Raw genomic sequence first — 20917 nt, 5'->3', positions numbered from 1 at the left:
TTTTTACTTCAGTCAGTTATCTGTGAGGGCATTCTGGTAGCGATGCAGCATAAACACCAGCCGTCCTACTGGCTCGGTCACCTGAGGCGGTGCTTCCCAGACCTTCAGCTTCTCCTGGTAGATATCGAGCTCTTCAAGCAGTTGCGTAAAGTAACGACGACGTTTGTCATCGCTGGTCGCGGAAAGCACATGGTCGGCAGTGCGGCGTAGCTGACGGTGGAAAGCCGACAGATCGTCGTTGATCGGCACAGGCGCGTTACGCAGACGCTGGTGCGCGATGATCATGGTTAATGCCAGCCGGAACTTAGCGATGTCACCCGGGAACTTGTTCAGTAGTAAAAACAACTGCTGATAGAGCGCTGGTAAGTGGTTTTCTTTGCGACGTGCGGTATTGGTGGTCATCGACGACACGGCAGCTGAAACAAACTGGTTCAACAATACACGGCCCGTTCTTGCCTGTGAGTTATCGCGCACCAGCAGAATAACCATCATTGCCAGGAAACACCCCACCAGTTGACCCAATGCGCTGTCGAGGAACTGGCTGAAATGGAAGGTCATCGGGTTATCCAGCACAATGATGTTAATCGTACTGGCCAGCGCCCCCAACGATCCCAGACGGCGCTTTTGCACTTCTATACCGATAAAGAACGCCATTACCGCCAGGCTTATGCAGAGCAGCAACATGCTCTGTTGCGTGGAAGGGATGATCACCAGGAAATAGAGCGCGCCTATTGGCAGAGCGGCAATGGTGCCGTACAGGAAATCAATCGCGACCATACGCGGGTTAGGCAGACGCATCGCCAGTGCAGTCACAACGGCGATCATCACCATTGCACCGCTGCCGGACGTCCAGCCGGTCCACAACCAGAACAGCGTACCGAGCATGCAGGCGAGCGTCGTACGCCAGAAGTTGACCATCGCGTGATGACGCTCGGCGGATTCCGCCTTAATCACCACTTCTCCCTGCAGCACCTCTTCTTCCGTAGCGCTGATTTTGGTATTGCTAACCACGCCGCGTTTCAGCAGCAGGTAACGCGTCGCGGCCCCGACCCAGGTGTAGATGGTCACTGGTGTGTCACGTTCCCCTGTCCAGGCAATGACCCGGCGCATGCGCTTAAGCTGCTTATGCACGTCCTGCACGGTTTCCACCGGCTCGGCAAACAGTTCTCGGAAGGTATTGGTGACCGCTTCCGGACGGGTGTTCTGGATCAGATAGGTTTCGCACGCCTGGGTAATCAGCGTTAAGGAGACCGTATTGAGGGCTTTAAGGCGACGGTTAGCCCGGGCCCAGCGCGAAGACTCCATATTAAGGTTACTGCGCATTCCTTCCAGCGCCTGCGTGCGACGTACCAGCCCGCTCCAGGCCTTATCCACCTCTTCACTGTCACCATGCTTGATGCAGAGCTGCATCAGCTGGTACTGGGCAACAATCAGCGCATCCAGCTCGCGATCCACCTCTTGCTTGATAGAGCGAGGGGAGAAAAGCAGGTCAGCAACAATCGCGCAGACAATACCAATCACAATCTCACTGCAACGCTCCACCGCAAACTGTGGTGCAAGCAGCGGCTCGCTTTGGATAGTGATGACGATAATCAGCGCGGTGTAACCCGCCAGTCCCCAGGCGTAGGAGTTTTCCACTTTCACCAGAGACGAGACCCAGGTGCAGAAGCCCGCCCAGATACAGCACACCATCAGCATCAGCAGTGGGGTGCGGATCATCAAAATAATAATGGTCAGCGCCGCGAAACAACCGATAAACGTCCCAATGATACGCAGCATCCCGCGATAGCGGATCGCGCCAGAGTAAGGTTCACCACCGGCCGCGAATGCCGGACCAGCCGCGACAATTGCCGCCGTCAGCACCGCCCAGCGCGGGGTTTCAAGCTGGAAGTGGAAGCCGACAAACAGTGCCAGCACAATGGCACTCGCCAGCTTCACGGCAAAGCGAATGTGCTGGTTGGCGATGGAAAAGATACCCATAGCGATTAGCCAAACTCGCGCAGACGGTGGGCAATTTTACGGAAGATCGACTCCTGGCTGGCATCCCGGTCTTTCGCGCCGGTAATCACCACCGTCGCCGTGGTACCCGCAGGCCACACATTTCCTTGCTGTTCGTCCAGATGGATACGCACCGGCACACGCTGAGCCAGACGCACCCATTCCAGATTGGAGTCCACTGTCGCCATCCCTTTTGCATCCTTAGAACTGCTGGCGTTGGTCACCCCTGCGGCGACGCTGTCGACGGTACCTTTAAAGACGCGGTTGCTGCCCAGCGGTGTAATTTCGGCACGATAACCCGGACGCACGCCCTCGAGCTTAGTCTCTTCCATATAGGCGAGCACGTAGAAGGAGTTCTGTTTAACCAGTGCCACGGCCGTTGAGCCGCGGGTGATAAATTCCCCGGCATAGACATTAAGGTTAGTGACCCAGCCATCGGCCGGCGCGCGGATCACGGTGCGCTCCAGATCGAGCTTTGCCAGATCGCGCGTCGCTTGCGCTTTGGCCATCTGGTGCAGCACGGTTTGCAGTACGTTATTGGACTGGTCAATCTCTTCGCGGGACATGGCCTGAACACCCAACTGGTTACGACGGCCAGCCTCACGGCGTTTCTCTGCCGCCAGCGCCTGATAATAGGCCACGTCAGCTTCCGCTTCTTCCAGTGCTTTCTGGTAGCGAGGCTGGTCGATGGTGAACAGTACCTGATCTTTTTTTACCAGTTGGTTATCGTGAACGTTGACCGCCGTGATAAGACCGGCCACGTCGGGGGCTATGGCCACGACATCGGCGCTGAAACGCGCATCACGTGTCCACGGTGATTCTGTGTAATAGACCCAGGCCCGAAAAATAGCGATGAAGGCGAGGATAACCAACGCCATGGTGATGGCGGTTCGGGAGATTTTTCTTGTTAGTGTTTTCACATCAACCTCAGACAAACATGCGCGATATCAGGTAAAACAGGCAGCAATACAGCGCGGTATTGAACAATGCAGGGTGCCAGACGAAATCGTAGATCCCGGTAGGAACCAGCACCTTGCGCACCAGCCAGAAGATCGCCAGTGATAAAAGAAGCTCGAAAAATATCGGTGGGAACGACAGACCGAACACCACGATAACGGGAAACAGACTCATGTTGACCTTGATAAGAGAGAGTGCAGGCTACAGAATTTTTTAGCGCACGCCATCGCAGGAGAGCAAGATATGCCGGGCGAGAATGGCGCAGCCGTTAAGTAATTAATAATATATTAACGTAACTGTTATGCTGTTATCTATAATATGTGATCTAAATCACTTTTAAGCCAGAGTGAACAATGGAACGTTTAAAACGCATGTCGGTTTTCGCCAAAGTGGTTGAACTGGGCTCTTTTACCGCTGCTGCACGCCAGCTTCAGATGAGCGTCTCTTCAATCAGCCAGACGGTGTCCAAACTGGAAGATGAGCTTCAGGTCAAGCTGCTCAATCGCAGTACCCGCAGCATTGGGCTGACAGAAGCGGGTAAAATTTACTATCAGGGTTGTCGCCGCATGCTGCTTGAAGTGCAGGATGTCCACGAACAACTCTATGCTTTCAACAACACACCTATCGGCACACTGCGCATCGGTTGTTCTTCAACTATGGCACAAAATGTCCTCGCTGCCATGACAGCGGACATGCTGAAAGAGTATCCCGGATTAACCGTGAATCTGGTGACAGGTATTCCGGCACCGGATCTGATTGCCGATGGTCTGGATGTGGTTATCCGCGTTGGAGCGTTGCAGGATTCCAGCCTTTTCTCGCGCAGGCTGGGCAGCATGCCGATGGTGGTTTGCGCCTCGAAAAGCTATCTGGCGCAGTACGGGGTCCCTGAGAAACCCGCCGACCTCACCAACCACTCATGGCTGGAATACAGCGTTCGACCGGATAATGAATTCGAACTGATTGCTCCGGAAGGGCTCTCCACCAGACTGTTGCCAGAAGGCCGCTTTATCACCAACGATCCAATGACCATTTCACGTTGGTTAGTGGCAGGAGCCGGGATCGCCTACGTACCGTTGATGTGGGTGATCAACGAGATCAACAGCGGTGTACTGGAGATCCTCTTCCCTCGCTACCAGTCCGATCCGCGCCCGGTATACGCCCTGTACACAGAAAAAGACAAGCTACCACTCAAGGTGCAGGTGTGTATTAACTATCTGACCGACTATTTTGTGGACGTGGCGGAGTTATTTCAGGGGATGCGCGGAAGAAGTAAGGAATAATCTATTAGTCGCGGAACACATATTTTGCACGAATATGTCCTGGATGAGACGCGCATTCATTCAGGAATTTTCCCTCGCCACTATCAGTAATAGCTAATTGACACTTCAGTTACCCTCCCATTACCTTATAAGAAGTCTGTCATTCAGACTGTTATTAATTTGTTACTAATATGAATAATAAAATGTATTTCGCAGGATGACATTAAACAAGGAAAAGAAATGAATATATTTGAACAAACACCACCTTCGCGCAGGCGCTATGGACTCGCCGCGTTCATTGGTTTGATAGCCGGAATTGTCTCGGCCTTCGTGAAATGGGGAGCCGAGGTTCCGCTTCCGCCACGTAGTCCCACCGATTTATTCACTGGCGCATGCGGACCAGAGCAATTAATTAGAGCCGCAAGTCAGATTGATTGTTCGCGCAATTTTCTCAACCCACCTTATGTATTTTTACGCGACTGGCTGGGTATTGCCGATCCTAACGCGGCGGTTTATACATTTGCCGGTCATATATTTAACTGGGTCGGCGTAACACATATTATTTTCTCAATTGTATTCGCTGTAGGATATTGTGTAGTTGCGGAAGTCTTCCCGAAAATTAAACTCTGGCAAGGTTTGCTTGCAGGTGCGTTAGCCCAGCTTTTTGTCCACATGATCTCCTTCCCGCTGATGGGTCTGACACCGCCGCTGTTCGAACTTCCATGGTACGAACACGTCTCAGAAATCGTGGGTCATTTAGTCTGGTTCTGGTCGATCGAAATCATTCGTCGTGATTTGCGTAATCGCATCACACACGAGCCCGATCCGGAAATACCATTAGGTAACTTGCGTTAAAAAAAAGGCGCTACCTCTGTAGCGCCATTTTTTATGCATCGTCAGATCAGGCGGTGCCACCCACCGTCAAATTGTCGACTTTCAGCGTCGGCTGGCCTACGCCAACCGGCAGGCTCTGGCCCTCTTTACCACAGACTCCCACACCGTTATCCAGCTTCAGATCGTTACCGACCATGGAGATCTGCTGCATGGCTTCAATACCGGAGCCAATCAGCGTCGCACCTTTCACCGCTTTGGTCACTTTGCCCTTCTCAATCAGATACGCTTCTGAGGTAGAGAAGACAAATTTACCGGAGGTGATGTCCACCTGGCCGCCGCCAAAGTTTGGTGCGAAGATACCGTAATCGACGGATTCGATAATCTCCTGCGGTGTGGATTTGCCCGGCAGCATGTAGGTGTTAGTCATACGCGGCATCGGCAGATGCGCATAGGACTCACGACGACCATTACCCGTTGGCGCTACGCCCATCAGGCGCGCGTTGAGTTTGTCCTGCATATAGCCTTTCAGCACACCGTTTTCGATCAGCACATTGTACTGGCCAGGCGTACCTTCATCGTCGATAGCCACCGAGCCACGGCGATCGCGCATGGTGCCATCATCCACCACGGTGCAAAGCTCAGACGAGACAAGCTGCCCCATCTGGCCGCTGAATACGGATGTACCGCGACGGTTAAAGTCACCTTCCAGACCGTGGCCCACCGCTTCGTGCAACAGCACGCCCGGCCAGCCAGCACCCAGAACGACCGGGAATGTCCCCGCCGGTGCTGCAACGGCATTCAGATTCACCAGCGCCATGCGCACGGCTTCTTTTGCCCACGCGTCAGCGCGTGCTTCACCGTCAACATCGCCCAGGAACCAGTCATAGCCGAAACGACCGCCACCGCCGCTTGAACCGCGCTCGCGTTTGCCGTCGTCATCAACCTGTACGCTGATGGAGAGACGGACCAGCGGACGAACATCCGCCGCCAGAGTACCGTCCGTCGCCGCAACGAGAATCAGCTCATAGACACCGCTCAGGCTGGCAGAGACTTCCTGCACACGCTTGTCGGCAGCACGCGCCACTTTGTCCACGCGGCGCAGAATATCCAGCTTCTCTTCACGGCTCATGCTCTGCAGCGGATCAATGCTGGTATAGAGCGCAGAGTGCTGCACTTCACCCAGCGTTTTCACACGACCATCGCCGGTATCACGCACAATGGTACGCGCAGCCTGAGCACTCTGCTCCAGGGCGGCCAGGCTAATCTGATCGGCATAGGCAAAACCGGTTTTCTCGCCGCTGACGGCACGGACACCGACGCCCTGGTCGATGTTATAAGAGCCGTCTTTGATGATGCTGTCTTCTAAAACCCAGGATTCGTGATAGCTCGACTGGAAATAGAGATCGCCGTAGTCGAGACGGCGTTCGGTCAGTTGACCAAGAATGGAGAACAGGTCCTGATGGCTCAGGCCGTTCGCTGCGAGCAAATGTTCACTTACCAGGTTCAGACTCATCGTATTGCTACTCGTTCGTTGCCGCCTGTGGCGGTATAAAGATCGTATTTATTGAGAGTGAGGCAATTACCTGCCCACGTCAAATCATTGCTGTGCTTCTTTGCGCGGCTGGCGCAGCACTTCATTAATCTGCGGTTTATCTACCGGGCCGGTAATGTGGTAGCGCAGAATGGAGACCTTGCTCCACAGCGGCCCCAGCACTTTACTGGCGGCAAACACCGCCGCACCGACAATCGGGTTCACCACAAAGGCTGCTGCCACGCCAACGCTCGCGGAAATTTCCGGCGCCACCACGGCTTCCATATCCAGCTCGCGACGCACGAGGTTGACCGAGCCTTTCATCGCGATATCCGCTTCCAGGCCGTCCACCAGCGTGTCGTCCGTATGCATAACGCCGTCTTTGATCCACGCCGTGCTGCGGATGGAATCGTAGTAGAACCCTTCGCTGAAGGTATCGCTAAAATCAAAGCGCAGCTTGCGCAGCAGCGCATCAAAACTCAGCAGTCGCAGGATCTGCCCGGCGCGCCCTGTGCTTACGTCGGCGATTTCACCTTTACCGAAGCGGGTTTTCAGGATGCCGTTCAGCGAGGCTTCGTCCGGCGTCCACGGCGCGGCACGCCAGTGAAGATCGTAATCAACGTCAAATGATGAGCCACGCAACGGTGTGGTGATGCCAAAGAAATTGGCCGCAGCATCCAGTTTGTTGCCTTTAAGGTCGCCCTTCAGAGAGGTACGTTGCTCGCCCGGGTTATTCACCCATTCTCCGGCAGCCGTCATGCGACCAAAACCGGTATCGACCAGGCCGCCGGTGAGCGTGAGCGTATTTCCCTGAATAGCGAAATCACCGTCGATACGGCCATATTTTTGCCCCCACAGCCAGCATTCGGCACAGCGCAACTGGAGATCAGGCCAGCCAGTAAAATCGACGCGGGATGTATTACTTAACGGCGATGTATTTGCCGGTTGACCGTTCCCGCTCGCAGCTGTCGGGTTGTAGTAGAGGTAGCGGATCGCTGCCTGCCACGGCGCGTGATTACGCATGGTCAGCGCGCCGTTGATCTCTCTGCCCTGGGCCTCGACTTTCGTGCCGTTAGCCGTTGGCTGAGAAACAATACTCAGGTTGTTCCACTGTTGCCCACCCAACATCAACGACGGTGTACGTACGGTAATGGTCTGCGGGAACTGAGCGGTTTCATCAACGTTTTGTCCAACGCCTTTCTGGAACAGCGCCAGCCACTCTGCACCGTCCAGCGGTGGGAGATTCAGCTCAATGCCCGCCTGCTCCGGCAGCGGCGGTGTCGAGCGGCTATCTGTTGTCCAGATGGCTTTGTCGAGTGTGAGCTTATGGTTAAGCAGCCAGCGGCTGTTGAAGTGATTTTTCCCGGCCGTGCTTCCGGTCAGCTCGAAGCTGTTCAGGTTGCCATCGACGTTAAGCTTGACTGGCAGCGGCTGTCCGGCCTGTTTATCCAGCGGCGCAGGTAGCTGGCTATGGAGGTTTTTCAGGTCTCCCGTGATGTCGACCTTATAATGTGCGCCAGCGTGATAAGGCAGTTCGATTGCCACGTTCCCCTTCCAGGATGCCGACCCATCCACTGACGCTTCAATCGGCTTCGGCAGGACATCCATACGCGCTGGCTGCCAGTTACCATCGAGATTGACAGCCACCTGATACGCCTTTTCACCCTCAGTGGTCGTAAAGTCGATATTTACGGGCTGATTAAACCAGCTGGCAGTGAGCGGCTCGCTCTTCAGGTTACCGTTCACAAAACTGAACTGCCCACTGAGATTTTTCAGCGTACTTTCAAGCGGTTTGATATACAGGCTGTTATTCTTCAGACGGACGTCGCCTTTGGCAGTGGTCATCTCACCGTCCAGCGGGATATCGAGATGTAAGCGAGCATTCACATCGCCATCAAGCTGCAGTTGCTGAAGCGTCGCCGCCAGCGACGCTTTCAACGGCGTCTCCTCAAAATACGGTCCTACTGCTTTGCCCGGGCCGTTGATGTCGGCATCAATCAGCAGTTTTTCTTTTGAATAATCCGGGATGTTGGCCGTCAGATTGCTGGCCGTCACGCCACCCAGCGCGACGCTGTCTGACTTCATCCATAATCCGTCATTGAGGAAGTTAAGCTCGATATCCAGGTTTTTCAGTGCTGGCCAGCCTGGCTGGAACGCAAAGGTGGCATTGTGCAACGGCACAAGGACCTGGAACTGACCTTCATTATGTTTGTACGGGAAAAGATGCGGGTTACCGCCATAGACCAGCGTGGCGTTATCCGCCTGTCCGCCCTGGATCGCGCCGCTCAAATAGTCCACCAGCGCTTTCCCCATCAGGTTTTCCGGGAAATAGCGCCAGGCCTGAGAACCATCGTTGGTACTGATCCCGGCCAGAATCCCCAACCACGGCTCATCACCTTCTGGTTGCAGATAGCGAAAATCACCGCGCGCATGCACGGCTTTGGCTTTTACGTCGATATGGCGGCCATCAAGCTGGAAGCCCTTATCATTCTTGAGCCAGTTAAGTACCGCACTGCCTTGTTCAATTTCCAGTGGCGCGCGGAAGACCGTCTCGTAAGGCATTCTGGCGTCATGCATATCGACCGTCAGCCTGCCGTTCTCTACGCTGCCTTCCAGCTTGCCGCTAAAGTGCTCCGCGCCTGGCAGTAACTTCCACTGCTTCCAGGCAAGATCTTTCCAGGTAGCCTGGAAGCGGGTTTTTTCCGTCGCCTGGAGCGGAATATCCAGCGCCAGCGTATCAATCTTTCCGCTCGGCTGCGTGGCCTGCCAGATTTCCCCGAGATCCGAAGAGAGCTTCGCCGCCATTGAGCGCAGACCTTCTATTGCGGCCAAATCCAGGTTACTGGCGCGAATGCGCAACTCATCACTGCGTTTACTGGCCGCTCCTCCCACATCCTGCTCCGGCATCCAGGCAAGCATCAGCGCGCCACGCGGCCACGGCTTGTTGTCCATGGTGATGCGCGTATCCGGAATAGCAAACTGCCAGCCCCCTTTCTCCTGCGTCACGTGCGCGGTGAGGTTATCGACGGAAAGCTGATGCTGCTGTTTCTCACCCTTCCAGCTTGCTCCACCCTTTTTCAACCAGATATCGCCGCTGGCAAATTTCCCTTTCGTCAGGGTCATCCAGCCTTCAAGGCTGAAACGGGCGGTTTCCAGCTGCATATTTTGCTGAAGCCAGTCTCCCAGCCACGGTTTCACATCCACATCGTCGGCCTGAAGCCATACCTTGCCGTTGTTGAGCAAGCCGTCATCGTCTCGCAGATCCATGCGCACCTGCATCACGCCGTGCTGACCGTTCAGACTGGAGAGATTCACCTGTCCTTCCGCGCGGTGCCGATCCTTACCGTTGAGCCAGGTCAGTTGTGGGATCGCCAGTTCAGCACGCTGGCCAGAAAGCGTAATAAAGCTCACTTCGCTGTCACGAAGATCGAAATGATCGAACTGGCGCAGGAAGAGATCGCTGAAACGGTTGGCTTCAAGACCCTGGCTACTGTCTCCACCGGACAGCGGCGTATTGGTCAAAAACTGGAGTTGATAAAAGGTGAGATCGCGAAACTGCCAGCGAAGATGCAGCAGGCTTTGCCAGACGTCCAGCGCCAGGGTCACGCGTTTGATTTTCAGGTAGCCGCCATCTTTCAGGCTGGCGTTGATATCCCGGACATCGAGCGTCGGGCCAAAATTCTGCCAGTTAGCACTGATCTGGCTTACGTCCACCGGCACGCCGGTGGTGGATTCGATTTTCGCCAGCAGTTGCGGACGCCAGCTGTCCAGATGCGGTAAAACGAGGCGTAGCCCGCTCACGAGCAACGCGACAATCACGACCAGCGTTGCCCCTGTAAGCAATAAAATCCCCGGCAATCGCCTCACGCATCTCTCCTTGTCAGCTTTGGTCACGCAGCGTACTGCGTCTTACATCATCACGACGTCAAACTGCTCCTGGTTATAGAGCGGTTCAATTTGTACTTTTACCTGTTTGCCGACAAAGATTTCCACTTCCGCCAGCGCGTGCGACTCTTCGCCTTTCAACGCTTCAGCCACCGCAGGGGAAGCATAGACCAGAAAACGATCGGAGTCGTAGGCATGGTGAACACGCACGACTTCACGCATGATTTCGTAGCAGACAGTCTCAACCGTCTTTACCGTTCCGCGGCCATGGCAGGTTGGGCATTCATTACACAACACATGTTCAACACTTTCACGGGTACGCTTACGCGTCATTTCCACCAGCCCGAGCTGTGAGAAACCGTTGATGCTGGTTTTCACGCGATCTTTACTCAGCGCCTGCTCCAGCGAGTGCAGCACGCGGCGGCGATGGTCTTCATTACTCATATCGATAAAGTCGATGATGATAATGCCGCCGAGGTTGCGCAGACGAAGCTGGCGCGCAATCGCCTGTGTGGCTTCAATGTTGGTATTGAAGATAGTGTCATCCAGATTGCGGTGACCAACAAACGCGCCGGTATTGATATCAACGGTGGTCATCGCTTCGGTCTGATCGATGATCAAATACCCGCCAGACTTCAGTTCAACCTTGCGCTCCAGCGCACGCTGGATCTCGTTTTCGACATCATAGAGATCGAAGATCGGCTGACGCCCTGAGTAATGCTCCAGCAGGCCAGGCATCTCAGGGATGTATTCAGCAGTAAATTCCAGCAGGGCTTCATACGTCAGACGGGAATCCACGCGAATGCGGTCAAGCTGTGCATCGGCAAAGTCACGCAGAACACGTTGAGCAAGTGCCAGCTCACCATAGAGCTGGTAGCGGGTCTGGTTGCGTTTTTTACGCTCCATCACTTTGGTCCAGACACGCTTCAGGTAAGCCGCATCAGACGCCAGGTCTTCTTCGCTGATCCCTTCCGCGGCGGTACGGATAATAAACCCACCCTGCTCATCACAGTAAGCGCTGACCACTTTCTTCAGACGCTCACGTTCGCTTTCGCTCTCAATACGCTGTGAAACGCCCACGTGCGACGCACCTGGCATAAAGACCAGATAACGGGAAGGTAAAGTGATGTCGGTCGTCAGACGAGCACCTTTGGTGCCGAGGGGATCTTTAACCACCTGCACCATCAGATCCTGCCCCTGACGCACCAGTTCAGAAATATCGCGGACGGCAAATTGCTTTTGCTCTTCACCTGCAACGCACTCGGTGTGCGGCATGATATCGGAGGCATGTAAAAATGCCGCCTTATCCAGTCCAATATCTACAAAAGCCGCCTGCATACCCGGTAGTACACGACTGACACGACCTTTGTAGATATTGCCTACTATTCCGCGTCGCGCTTCACGCTCAATATGAATTTCCTGAAGAATGCCACCATCAATGTAGGCCACACGGGTTTCCGATGGCGTTACGTTTACCAACAATTCAGCCGTCATAATTATCCCTTCCCTCACGCAGTGAGTTAAAATTGCTCAGCAACTCATACGTTTCCACCAGCGGTAAGCCGACTACGGCGTGATAGCTGCCATTAATCTTCCTGACAAAACAGCCACCCAGCCCCTGAATACCGTATGCACCTGCCTTATCCATCGGTTCACCGCTGGCAATGTAAGCGGTGATCTCGTCGTCGGTAAGCACTCTGAATGTCACATCCGTCACGACCAGGCAATCCAGCACGTTCTGGCTGTCTGCCAGTGCGACGGCCGTCATCACCTGATGCGTTTGTCCGGACATTTTGCGCAGCATACGCGCCGCATGATCGGCGTCGCGCGGTTTCTCAAGCACTTCACCGTTAAGAATAACGATGGTATCTGCCCCCAGCACCGGAAGGTCACGTGGCACACTGGCTACGCCAGCCTGCGCTTTCTCGCGCGCAAGGCGAGACACGTACTGTTGAGCACTTTCGCCCTCAGCACGTTTTTCTTCAATGCCGGTCACGATGCATTCAAAAGATACCCCTAACAGCGTCAGGAGTTCCTGACGGCGCGGGGAGCCAGAAGCGAGATACAAAGACGTCATAGAAACCTTTTATTGCACGGCAAACTGCTGGCGAATCTTACGCATCAGCAGGAATAACCACGGCCAGAGCACACCGTTTACTACACTACTCCAGAACACTTCCGGTCGGAAAGAGACGTTGATCACTAAAAACTCTGCCCAGAAAACAACGATATCCGCAGCAAGCGACAACAACATCACTACCAGGGCCTGTTGCCAGAGCGCGAGGTTACGAAAGAGCTGGAATTTAAGTGCGACGAGGTACGCAATAATGCTCATGGACAACGCGCGCACGCCAAGCGTAGAGCCACTAATGAGATCCAGTATGGCACCCATCACAAAACCTGTGCCGACATTTACGCGATGCGGCAGGGCAAGGATCCAGTAGAGCAAAATGAGTAACACCCAGTTTGGCCGGAAAACAAGAATGTCATCCGGCCAGGGCATAACCTGCAGTAACAGCGCAATGAGAAACGAGAGCCAGATGACCCAGCGTCCCTGGCTACGATAACTTGCCACTACTGCCCTCCCGAAGAGAGTTTAGGCGGTGGTGGCGCATCCGGCAGCGGCTGCGTTAACCCTGTTGCTGGCGCCGGGACTGGCGCAGGCGGCCCCATGGAATCTGCAGGCGGGAGAACCTGCGGCATCATCTGCATCAGACGCTCATTCGCCACACGATGCACCTCTTCAGGTGTCATCGGGTTAGCACCATTACGATCGGCTCCCCACAGCAGCAGCAGATAGCGCAGACGCTGTAAACCTGCGGTTGGACGCGCCTGAATCACGGTATAGGCACGCTGAGTATCGAGTTTCACCGAAGAGACCACCGCAACCGGATAGCCTTCCGGGAAACGTCCACCCAGACCGGAGGTCACCAGTACGTCACCGACACGGATATCCGTGTTCGCTGGCAGGTGTTCCAGTTGCAGATCATCCGTACAACCGTTACCGGCGGCGATCACGCGAATGTCGTTACGCAGGACCTGAATCGGCAGCGCATGGGTAGCATCGCAAATCAGCAGAACGCGGCTGGTCAGTTTGGCCACGGCAACAACCTGGCCCACAACGCCTTTATCACTGATGACAGGCTGACCTTCATACACACCGTTTACGCTACCTTTGTCGATCACAACCTGATCGCTGTAAGGGTCGTTTACGGTGGAGATCACCTGCGTCACCATCTTCTGCTCATCCTGACGCAGCGGTGAGCCGAGCAGTTCACGCAGACGCGCATTTTCCTGCTTATATTGCCCCAGCATCAGCAGTTCGCTGTTTTTCAGCAACAGTTCCTGACGTAATGCCCGGTTTTCGAGTTCGAGTTGGTCGCGCGAAGACAGCGTTTGAGAAACGGAGTCGAGTAGTTCGCGGGGACCATTTGATACAAAGTAGAAAGGACTGACGGCGGTATCCATGTACGTTCTGATCTGACTGAACGTACCGAGGCGGCTATCGGCAATAATGACCCCAAGCGCCACCAGAACCGCCAGAATGAGGCGAAACTGTAGCGATGGGCCACGGCTAAAAATTGGCTTCATAGGCTATGCGTATTCTCGTGTCAGAGAGAAAGGGTAGCGATACGCTACCCTTTCACAATGACTACTCTTCGCTGAACAAGTCGCCGCCGTGCATGTCGATCATTTCCAGCGCCTTGCCACCACCACGGGCGACGCAAGTCAGTGGATCTTCTGCAACTACGACAGGAATACCTGTCTCTTCCATTAACAGGCGGTCGAGGTTACGCAGCAGCGCACCACCACCGGTCAGAACCATACCGCGCTCGGAGATATCGGACGCCAGTTCTGGCGGGCACTGTTCCAGCGCAACCATTACCGCGCTTACGATGCCGGTCAGCGGTTCCTGCAGTGCTTCCAGAATTTCGTTGGAGTTCAGGGTGAAACCACGTGGAACACCTTCAGCCAGGTTACGGCCGCGTACTTCAATCTCACGCACTTCATCGCCCGGATACGCAGAGCCGATTTCGTGTTTGATACGCTCTGCAGTGGCTTCACCGATCAGAGAGCCGTAGTTACGGCGAACGTAATTAATGATGGCTTCGTCGAAGCGGTCGCCACCAATACGCACGGAAGAGGAGTAAACCACACCGTTCAGAGAGATAACGGCGACTTCAGTGGTACCACCACCGATATCCACCACCATAGAACCCGTTGCTTCAGACACAGGCAGACCTGCACCAATTGCCGCAGCCATTGGCTCTTCAATCAGGAATACTTCACGAGCACCTGCACCCTGAGCAGATTCACGGATTGCGCGACGCTCAACCTGGGTTGCGCCAACCGGCACACACACCAGAACACGCGGGCTTGGGCGCATGAAGCTGTTGCTGTGAACTTGCTTAATGAAGTGCTGAAGCATTTTTTCAGTCACGAAGAAGTCAGCGATAACGCCGTCTTTCATTGGGCGAATTGCGGCGATGTTGCCAGGGGTACGACCCAGCATCTGCTTCGCGTCATGACCCACTGCAGCAACGCTTTTCGGCGAGCCTGCACGATCCTGACGAATGGCCACAACAGAAGGCTCATTCAATACGATGCCTTGTCCTTTTACATAAATAAGGGTATTCGCGGTACCCAGGTCAATGGACAGGTCATTGGAAAACATGCCACGAAATTTTTTCAACATACTAAGGGATAATCCTGAAAGCTGGGGCGGAAAACAAAATCCGCTTACTTTACCAACCACACGCAGCAGCGACAAGGCGCAAAAATCATCTGCAACGGTGAAAATTTGTGCAGTACGTTTCCTGATGTTACAAAATCATCCCCTGACTCCCTCAGGGCTGAGTAAACAGTAGCGTTCCCCACTGACGTTTGTAACCCGTTAAAGGTCGTTCACTGGCTTTTTGCTCGACATACTCAAAGCTACAGGCGCGATATTCTACGTGAAAACAGCGTAAACGGCAGGTCAAACAGAGTATCTTTGCAAATATTTTTTCACGTTGGTGTCAAGCGGCTGAGAGGCGGCAAAAAAATCCCCCTGACCACCCATCACACCGCGCTCTGTTAACATCTGCCATTCACCTCTGGAGCGCACACCTGTGGCAAATACTTGCGTTCGCGTTCCCTTGCACGCTTCAACCAGACTCTGTACCAGCAGCTGGTTTTCCGTACGCTTCTCAATATTCCTTACCAACCCCGGATGTAACTTTAATAACTCTACATCCAGCTCTTTGATCCAGTTAGTACTGACCAGCGTCAGCCCGGCATGCGTAACGGCTACACGCGCGCCGAGCGCATTGATCAAACGTACCACCGGTCGCAACCGGCTGATGTGTTGACCAACATCTGCCTCTGCAAGTTCAAAAATAATATGTTTGCGTTGCGATTTTTCGCATTGCATTAATGTATCACGCAGCCAGCGCTGAAAACGCGGGCGTATTAACGACTCTACGGTGACCTGTAACGCCAGGGTTTCTTCTGGCCAGAAGGATAAAAACGGAATCAAACGGCTAATTTGCTGGCGGTCATACTCTTCGGAGAGCCCAAACTGCAGCACCATCGGCAGGTATTCCGCAGAAATAACTTCTTCCGTGCCGTCAAAAATACGGCACATCAATTCACGATGATGAACATGACCGTTTTTCATGACTGCAGGTTTTTGATAAATACGTGGCCCCCCGCGACTTAGCATCTGTTCTATCAGGGTTCGCCAGCGCACATTGCCACGCCCTTTTTCCGGTAGCGAGTCGTCATAAACCGCCCACCCGTTCGCCCCTTGTAACACGGCGTTGCGGGTGGCCGCTTCCGCGTGTTCCATCACTTGTTCTGTTGATTGCCCGCCGCGCCAGGCACAGATCCCCATATGCACCATATCGTCCCTGTCGAGCATTTTGCTCTGCGGCAGCGCATCCACCGCCTTCAGCAACTGACTGGCGATGCTTTCCGATTCCTTCAACGTACGATGAGGCAACAATACGGCAAAGTCGCTGCGGTGATAGCGGGCCAGTAGCGCCCCCGGGTAGCGCATAATAAAGGTGGAGAGCAGGTTGATCAGCGTAAAGAGATTTTCTTCCGCAACCCGTTGTCCCCATGTGTCGCGAAGGAGATCAAAATCAGGCAGGCGAATCATCATTACCACCCCGTGCGTCCCCACCTTTTCCGGATCCTCAAGCAATGTGGCCAGTTGGTTGTCAAAGAACAGGCGGTTGTTAAGGCCGGTTTTATTATCCTGCGCAGCATAGGAGCGGATCAGCGTATCCATACGGCTGCGCTGGTCACTGGCGAACTGGATTTCTGAGAGCAACGTATCCAGCGCGCTACTGGCGCGTGAAGGCCATTCATGGACGGAACCGCGCACCTGGGGGCCGCGTTCACCGTTAAGGATCCGCACAGAGCGAACCTCCAGCAGCTCCTGCCCGGAGAGCTGGCGTCGCAGCCAGCGAACAGCAAGAAAAATAAGCAGGACGATAAACGCAACAGCAATGGTGAGTGGCGCAGTGGTCATCATGGAGCGGAAGTAACTGGCCATCGGATCAAGGTAGACCATGTGCAGGGTCATCCCAGGATTTTTAAGTGAGTGTACCGTCACTTCCCGATACTGACTCACCGCACCTGCAGGCCGATAACTATCGTGACGTATATGACTAAAAACCCGATGCTTTCCCTGCTGGATGTCGATCTGAACAATATCAACAGGTGCCATCAACTCATCCAGTTCGCGAGAAAGTTCTGGCAGCGGCGTCGTCAGCAGACGGGCATCAATCACCGAAGCAACCGCCTGGACCCGGTTGACCAGTTTGCCCTGAATGGCGTTATAAAAGCTAAGAGAGCAGCCAAGTAGCGTGACAAAAATGGTAAGCCCCGTCAGCAAGGTGATAAAAGCTGAGAACTTCGTCGTTAATCGCATCCTTGAGATTACTCCGTAGGTTGATGGGGTAGCGAGTAAGCGCTAACTTGCATTTCAAATGCGGCATACTATCAAATCGGCTGTAACTGGCAATTTATTGCGTTAAATCGACATTGCTTTTCCCTGAGCGAGTATAGTCTTCAGAAATTATTTTCCAATCATCTGAGTCGTGGGGACCCCATATGCAGGCTTTGATCTTAGAACAGCAGGACGGCAAAACGCTTGCCTCAGTGCAAACCGTTGAAGAGACTCGCTTGCCGGAAGGCGAAGTCACCGTCGACATCGACTGGTCCAGTTTAAATTATAAAGATGCACTGGCTATCACCGGCAAAGGGAAAATCATCCGAAATTTCCCTATGGTGCCCGGTATTGATTTTGCTGGCCGGGTTCATACCAGCGAGGATCCGCGCTTCCATCCAGGCCAGCAGGTACTACTCACTGGCTGGGGTGTGGGTGAAAATCACTGGGGTGGGCTGGCCACGCAGGCGCGTGTTAAGGGGGACTGGCTGGTCCCCATGCCGAAGGGGATGGATGGCCGCAAAGCAATGATCATTGGCACAGCAGGCTTTACCGCCATGCTGTGCGTGATGGCGCTGGAAGATGCGGGCATCCGCCCGGAATCGGGTGAAATTGTCGTGACCGGTGCCAGCGGTGGTGTGGGTAGTACAGCAGTCACGCTGCTGCACAAACTGGGTTATCAAGTCGCCGCGGTTTCGGGTCGTGAAAGCACCCACGATTACCTGCGCAAACTCGGCGCTGACCGCATACTTAGCCGCGACGAGTTTGCCGAAACCCGCCCACTGGAAAAACAGGTCTGGGCAGGTGCAGTGGACACCGTCGGTGACAAAGTGCTGGCGAAAGTGCTGGCGCAGATGAACTACGGTGGCTGCGTGGCAGCCTGCGGACTGGCGGGGGGATTTGCCCTGCCAACAACGGTGATGCCATTTATTTTGCGTAACGTTCGTCTGCAGGGTGTCGATTCCGTGATGACGCCAGCGGCCCGTCGTCATGAAGCCTGGGAACGACTGGTGCGCGATCTGCCAGAATCCTTCTATACCCAAAGCGCAACGGAAATTAGCCTCAGCCAGGCACCGGAATATGCCAGTAAGATCATGGATAACCAGTTCCACGGTCGCGCGCTGGTGAAAATTGCCTAATCTTCAAATTTTCGTGACATATTCGCGCGAATCCTTCTCCTCCGTCATGCTTAGAAAAACGCATGACGGAGGATGCCATGAAAACCAGAAAACTGACGGAAGCCGACGTAACGTCTGAATCTGTCTTTATGTTACAACGCCGCCAGATCCTGAAAATGCTTGGCATCAGCGCCACAGCCCTGACACTTTCCCCAACGGCACACGCCGACCTGCTCGACTGGTTTAAAGGCAACGACAGGCCGAAAGCCCCTTCTGGTGCTCCACTCACCTTTACCAAACCGGCCCAGTGGCAAAACACGCTGACGCTCACACCGGAAGATAAAGTCACCGGCTATAACAACTTCTACGAATTCGGCCTCGACAAGGCCGATCCTGCCGCCAACGCAGGAAGCCTCAAAACCGATCCGTGGACACTGAAAATTGACGGTGAAGTGGCAAAACCCCTGACGCTGGACCATCACGATCTCACCACCCGCTTCCCGCTCGAAGAACGTATCTACCGCATGCGGTGTGTGGAAGCCTGGTCGATGGTAGTGCCGTGGGTTGGCTTCCCGCTGCATAAGCTGCTGGCAATGGCGGAGCCCACCAGCAATGCAAAATATGTCGCTTTCCAGACGCGTTATGCTCCTGACGAGATGCCTGGGCAGAAAGACCGGTTCATCGGCGGTGGGCTTGAGTATCCTTATGTCGAAGGGTTACGCCTCGACGAAGCAATGCATCCGCTTACCCTGCTGACCGTTGGTGTTTACGGCAAAGCGCTTCCACCGCAAAACGGTGCCCCCATTCGTTTAACCGTACCGTGGAAATATGGTTTCAAAGGGATTAAATCTATTGTCAGCATTAAGCTCACCCGCGAACGTCCGCCAACCACCTGGAATCTGGCCGCCCCGGGCGAATACGGTTTCTTCGCCAATGTGAATCCGCATGTGGATCATCCACGCTGGTCGCAGGCAACTGAGCGTTTTATTGGTTCCGGCGGTGCGCTGGACGTGAAGCGCCAGCCGACGCTGCTGTTTAACGGTTATGCGGATGAAGTGGCTTCACTTTACCGTGGTCTCAATTTACGGGAGAACTTCTGAGTGCGTTTAACAGCAAAGCAGATAACCTGGCTGAAAGTGCTGCTCCACCTGGCCGGGTTGCTTCCTTTTATCTGGCTGTTCTGGGCCGCCAGCCAGGGATTCTTTAGCGCAGACCCGGCGAAGGATATCCAGCACTTTACGGGTAGGATGGCTCTGAAATTTTTGCTGGCGACCTTGCTCGTCTCGCCGCTGGCGCGCTACGCTAAACAGCCATTATTGATACGAACTCGTCGGCTTTTGGGGCTATGGTGTTTTGCCTGGGCGACGCTGCATCTCACCAGCTACGCCCTGCTGGAGCTGGGAATTAACAATCTGACACTGCTTGGCCGTGAACTGGTGACGCGTCCTTATCTGACACTGGGTATCGTTAGCTGGCTGGTTTTACTGGCATTAGCGCTAACATCCACGCAATATGCGCAGCGTAAACTGGGCAGACGCTGGCAACTGCTGCACAACTTCGTCTATCTTGTCGCGATCCTCGCCCCCATTCATTATCTATGGTCGGTGAAGATCCTCTCGCCGCAGCCAATCCTTTATGCGCTGGTGGCCGTTGCGCTTTTAGCATGGCGTTATAAGAAGTTCCGTCAGTGGTTGCGATAGTTCGCGAAACTGTGCGTTTTCCCGCAGATTACCTGTCAACCGCTAATCTTTTTCGGATAGCGGTTGATAATCTTCCCTGATAAGACCAGTATTTAGCTGCCAAATGCTACGAAATCGTTATAATGTGCGACTTTGGTTCACCCGACAGCGGGTTTAGGCCTCTGAAAAGGTGACAATTGCGTTTCGAAGGTATATTTTGTTTTTTACCGGAAAATCGCAGGAGATAGCAGCACAATGGCTGATAAATTCCATATCTTAGTTTTAAACGGACCGAACCTGAACATGCTCGGTACCCGCGAGCCGGAGAAGTACGGCACGCTAACATTGGGTGAAATTGTTAACCGTCTGGGAACGGAAGCCGCGTCGCTCAATGTGGATTTGGATCATTTTCAGTCAAACGCGGAGTACGCACTCATCGACCGTATTCATCAGGCTAAAGACAATGTGGACTATATCCTGATCAATCCGGCCGCGTTTACGCACACCAGTGTTGCTATCCGCGACGCACTGCTCGCGGTGAATATCCCGTTTATCGAGATCCACCTGAGTAACGTGCACGCCCGAGAGCCGTTCCGCCACCATTCGTATCTGTCAGATATCGCTGCTGGCGTTATCTGCGGACTGGGCGCTGACGGCTATTCATACGCTTTACAGACAGCGGTAAAACGCTTGTCACAATCACACTAAACAAGAGTACG

At 54.1% G+C, this 20917-nt stretch carries 17 protein-coding genes; 6 read left to right on the top strand and 11 right to left on the bottom strand.

Features of this window, described 5'->3' with window-relative positions:
• Positions 1–12: 12 nt before the first annotated feature.
• From aaeB to aaeX, 3 genes are read right to left on the bottom strand one after another with little or no spacing between them, the layout of a single operon-like run.
• Positions 13–1980: a p-hydroxybenzoic acid efflux pump subunit AaeB gene (gene aaeB, locus V6E55_RS10295; RefSeq protein ID WP_114978874.1), complete on the bottom strand. Its 1968-nt coding sequence runs from the start codon at positions 1978–1980 to the stop codon at positions 13–15.
• 5 nt (positions 1981–1985) lie between these two features.
• On the bottom strand, positions 1986–2918 hold the full coding sequence (gene aaeA, locus V6E55_RS10290) for a p-hydroxybenzoic acid efflux pump subunit AaeA (protein WP_129994875.1): 933 nt from the start codon (positions 2916–2918) through the stop codon (positions 1986–1988).
• Positions 2919–2925: 7 nt separating this feature from the next.
• Complete coding sequence (gene aaeX / locus V6E55_RS10285) at positions 2926–3129, bottom strand: p-hydroxybenzoic acid efflux pump operon protein AaeX (protein ID WP_003860416.1); 204 nt, start codon at positions 3127–3129, stop codon at positions 2926–2928.
• 179 nt (positions 3130–3308) lie between these two features.
• Here aaeX and aaeR point away from each other — a divergent pair, with 179 nt between their 5' ends.
• Together aaeR and V6E55_RS10275 are read left to right on the top strand one after the other, a co-directional pair.
• Positions 3309–4235 (top strand): HTH-type transcriptional activator AaeR, encoded by a 927-nt coding sequence (aaeR, locus tag V6E55_RS10280; protein WP_028017000.1) that lies wholly within the window; start codon positions 3309–3311, stop codon positions 4233–4235.
• 219 nt (positions 4236–4454) lie between these two features.
• On the top strand, positions 4455–5069 hold the full coding sequence (locus V6E55_RS10275) for a YagU family protein (protein WP_114978875.1): 615 nt from the start codon (positions 4455–4457) through the stop codon (positions 5067–5069).
• A 46-nt stretch (positions 5070–5115) separates the two neighbouring features.
• Here the strand turns inward: V6E55_RS10275 and tldD are convergent, their stop codons facing one another.
• The 8 genes from tldD to csrD form a co-directional block, all read right to left on the bottom strand.
• Positions 5116–6561, bottom strand: coding sequence for a metalloprotease TldD (gene tldD, locus V6E55_RS10270; protein ID WP_028016998.1), 1446 nt, complete (start codon positions 6559–6561; stop codon positions 5116–5118).
• A gap of 84 nt (positions 6562–6645) precedes the next feature.
• The gene (gene yhdP, locus V6E55_RS10265) at positions 6646–10446 is read right to left on the bottom strand and encodes an AsmA2 domain-containing protein YhdP (protein WP_316942754.1); all 3801 of its coding nucleotides are present in this window, start codon (positions 10444–10446) and stop codon (positions 6646–6648) included.
• 42 nt (positions 10447–10488) lie between these two features.
• Positions 10489–11958, bottom strand: a complete 1470-nt coding sequence (gene rng, locus V6E55_RS10260) for a ribonuclease G (protein ID WP_114978877.1) — start codon at positions 11956–11958, stop codon at positions 10489–10491.
• Positions 11948–12541 (bottom strand): Maf family protein, encoded by a 594-nt coding sequence (locus tag V6E55_RS10255; RefSeq protein WP_129994873.1) that lies wholly within the window; start codon positions 12539–12541, stop codon positions 11948–11950. The genes rng and V6E55_RS10255 overlap by 11 nt, the downstream gene beginning before the upstream one ends.
• Positions 12542–12550: 9 nt before the next feature.
• The gene (mreD, locus tag V6E55_RS10250) at positions 12551–13039 is read right to left on the bottom strand and encodes a rod shape-determining protein MreD (RefSeq protein WP_028016994.1); all 489 of its coding nucleotides are present in this window, start codon (positions 13037–13039) and stop codon (positions 12551–12553) included.
• Complete coding sequence (gene mreC, locus V6E55_RS10245; RefSeq protein ID WP_023309400.1) at positions 13039–14055, bottom strand: rod shape-determining protein MreC; 1017 nt, start codon at positions 14053–14055, stop codon at positions 13039–13041. The genes mreD and mreC overlap by 1 nt, the downstream gene beginning before the upstream one ends.
• Before the next feature lie 61 nt (positions 14056–14116).
• A complete protein-coding gene (gene mreB / locus V6E55_RS10240) occupies positions 14117–15160 on the bottom strand; it encodes a rod shape-determining protein MreB (RefSeq protein ID WP_000913396.1) in 1044 nt (347 codons plus the stop codon).
• 282 nt (positions 15161–15442) lie between these two features.
• A complete protein-coding gene (csrD, locus tag V6E55_RS10235) occupies positions 15443–17383 on the bottom strand; it encodes an RNase E specificity factor CsrD (protein ID WP_316942753.1) in 1941 nt (646 codons plus the stop codon).
• Between the two features lie 182 nt (positions 17384–17565).
• Between csrD and acuI the strand changes: the two genes are divergently transcribed.
• The 4 genes from acuI to aroQ all read left to right on the top strand — a co-directional run bounded on the left by acuI (position 17566) and on the right by aroQ (position 20906).
• A complete protein-coding gene (gene acuI, locus V6E55_RS10230) occupies positions 17566–18540 on the top strand; it encodes an acrylyl-CoA reductase (NADPH) (protein WP_114978879.1) in 975 nt (324 codons plus the stop codon).
• A gap of 77 nt (positions 18541–18617) precedes the next feature.
• Entirely contained in the window at positions 18618–19619 is a 1002-nt protein-coding gene (gene msrP / locus V6E55_RS10225; RefSeq protein WP_129994870.1) for a protein-methionine-sulfoxide reductase catalytic subunit MsrP, read from the top strand.
• A complete protein-coding gene (gene msrQ, locus V6E55_RS10220; protein WP_129994869.1) occupies positions 19620–20219 on the top strand; it encodes a protein-methionine-sulfoxide reductase heme-binding subunit MsrQ in 600 nt (199 codons plus the stop codon).
• A 234-nt stretch (positions 20220–20453) separates the two neighbouring features.
• Positions 20454–20906: a type II 3-dehydroquinate dehydratase gene (gene aroQ / locus V6E55_RS10215; protein WP_236919848.1), complete on the top strand. Its 453-nt coding sequence runs from the start codon at positions 20454–20456 to the stop codon at positions 20904–20906.
• Positions 20907–20917 lie beyond the last annotated feature (11 nt).

This window comes from Enterobacter sp. 342 (assembly GCF_036663495.1).
Classification (GTDB): domain Bacteria; phylum Pseudomonadota; class Gammaproteobacteria; order Enterobacterales; family Enterobacteriaceae; genus Enterobacter.
The sequence above is the reverse complement of the archived record's forward strand: the minus strand, read 5'-3'. Positions and strand labels throughout refer to the sequence as shown.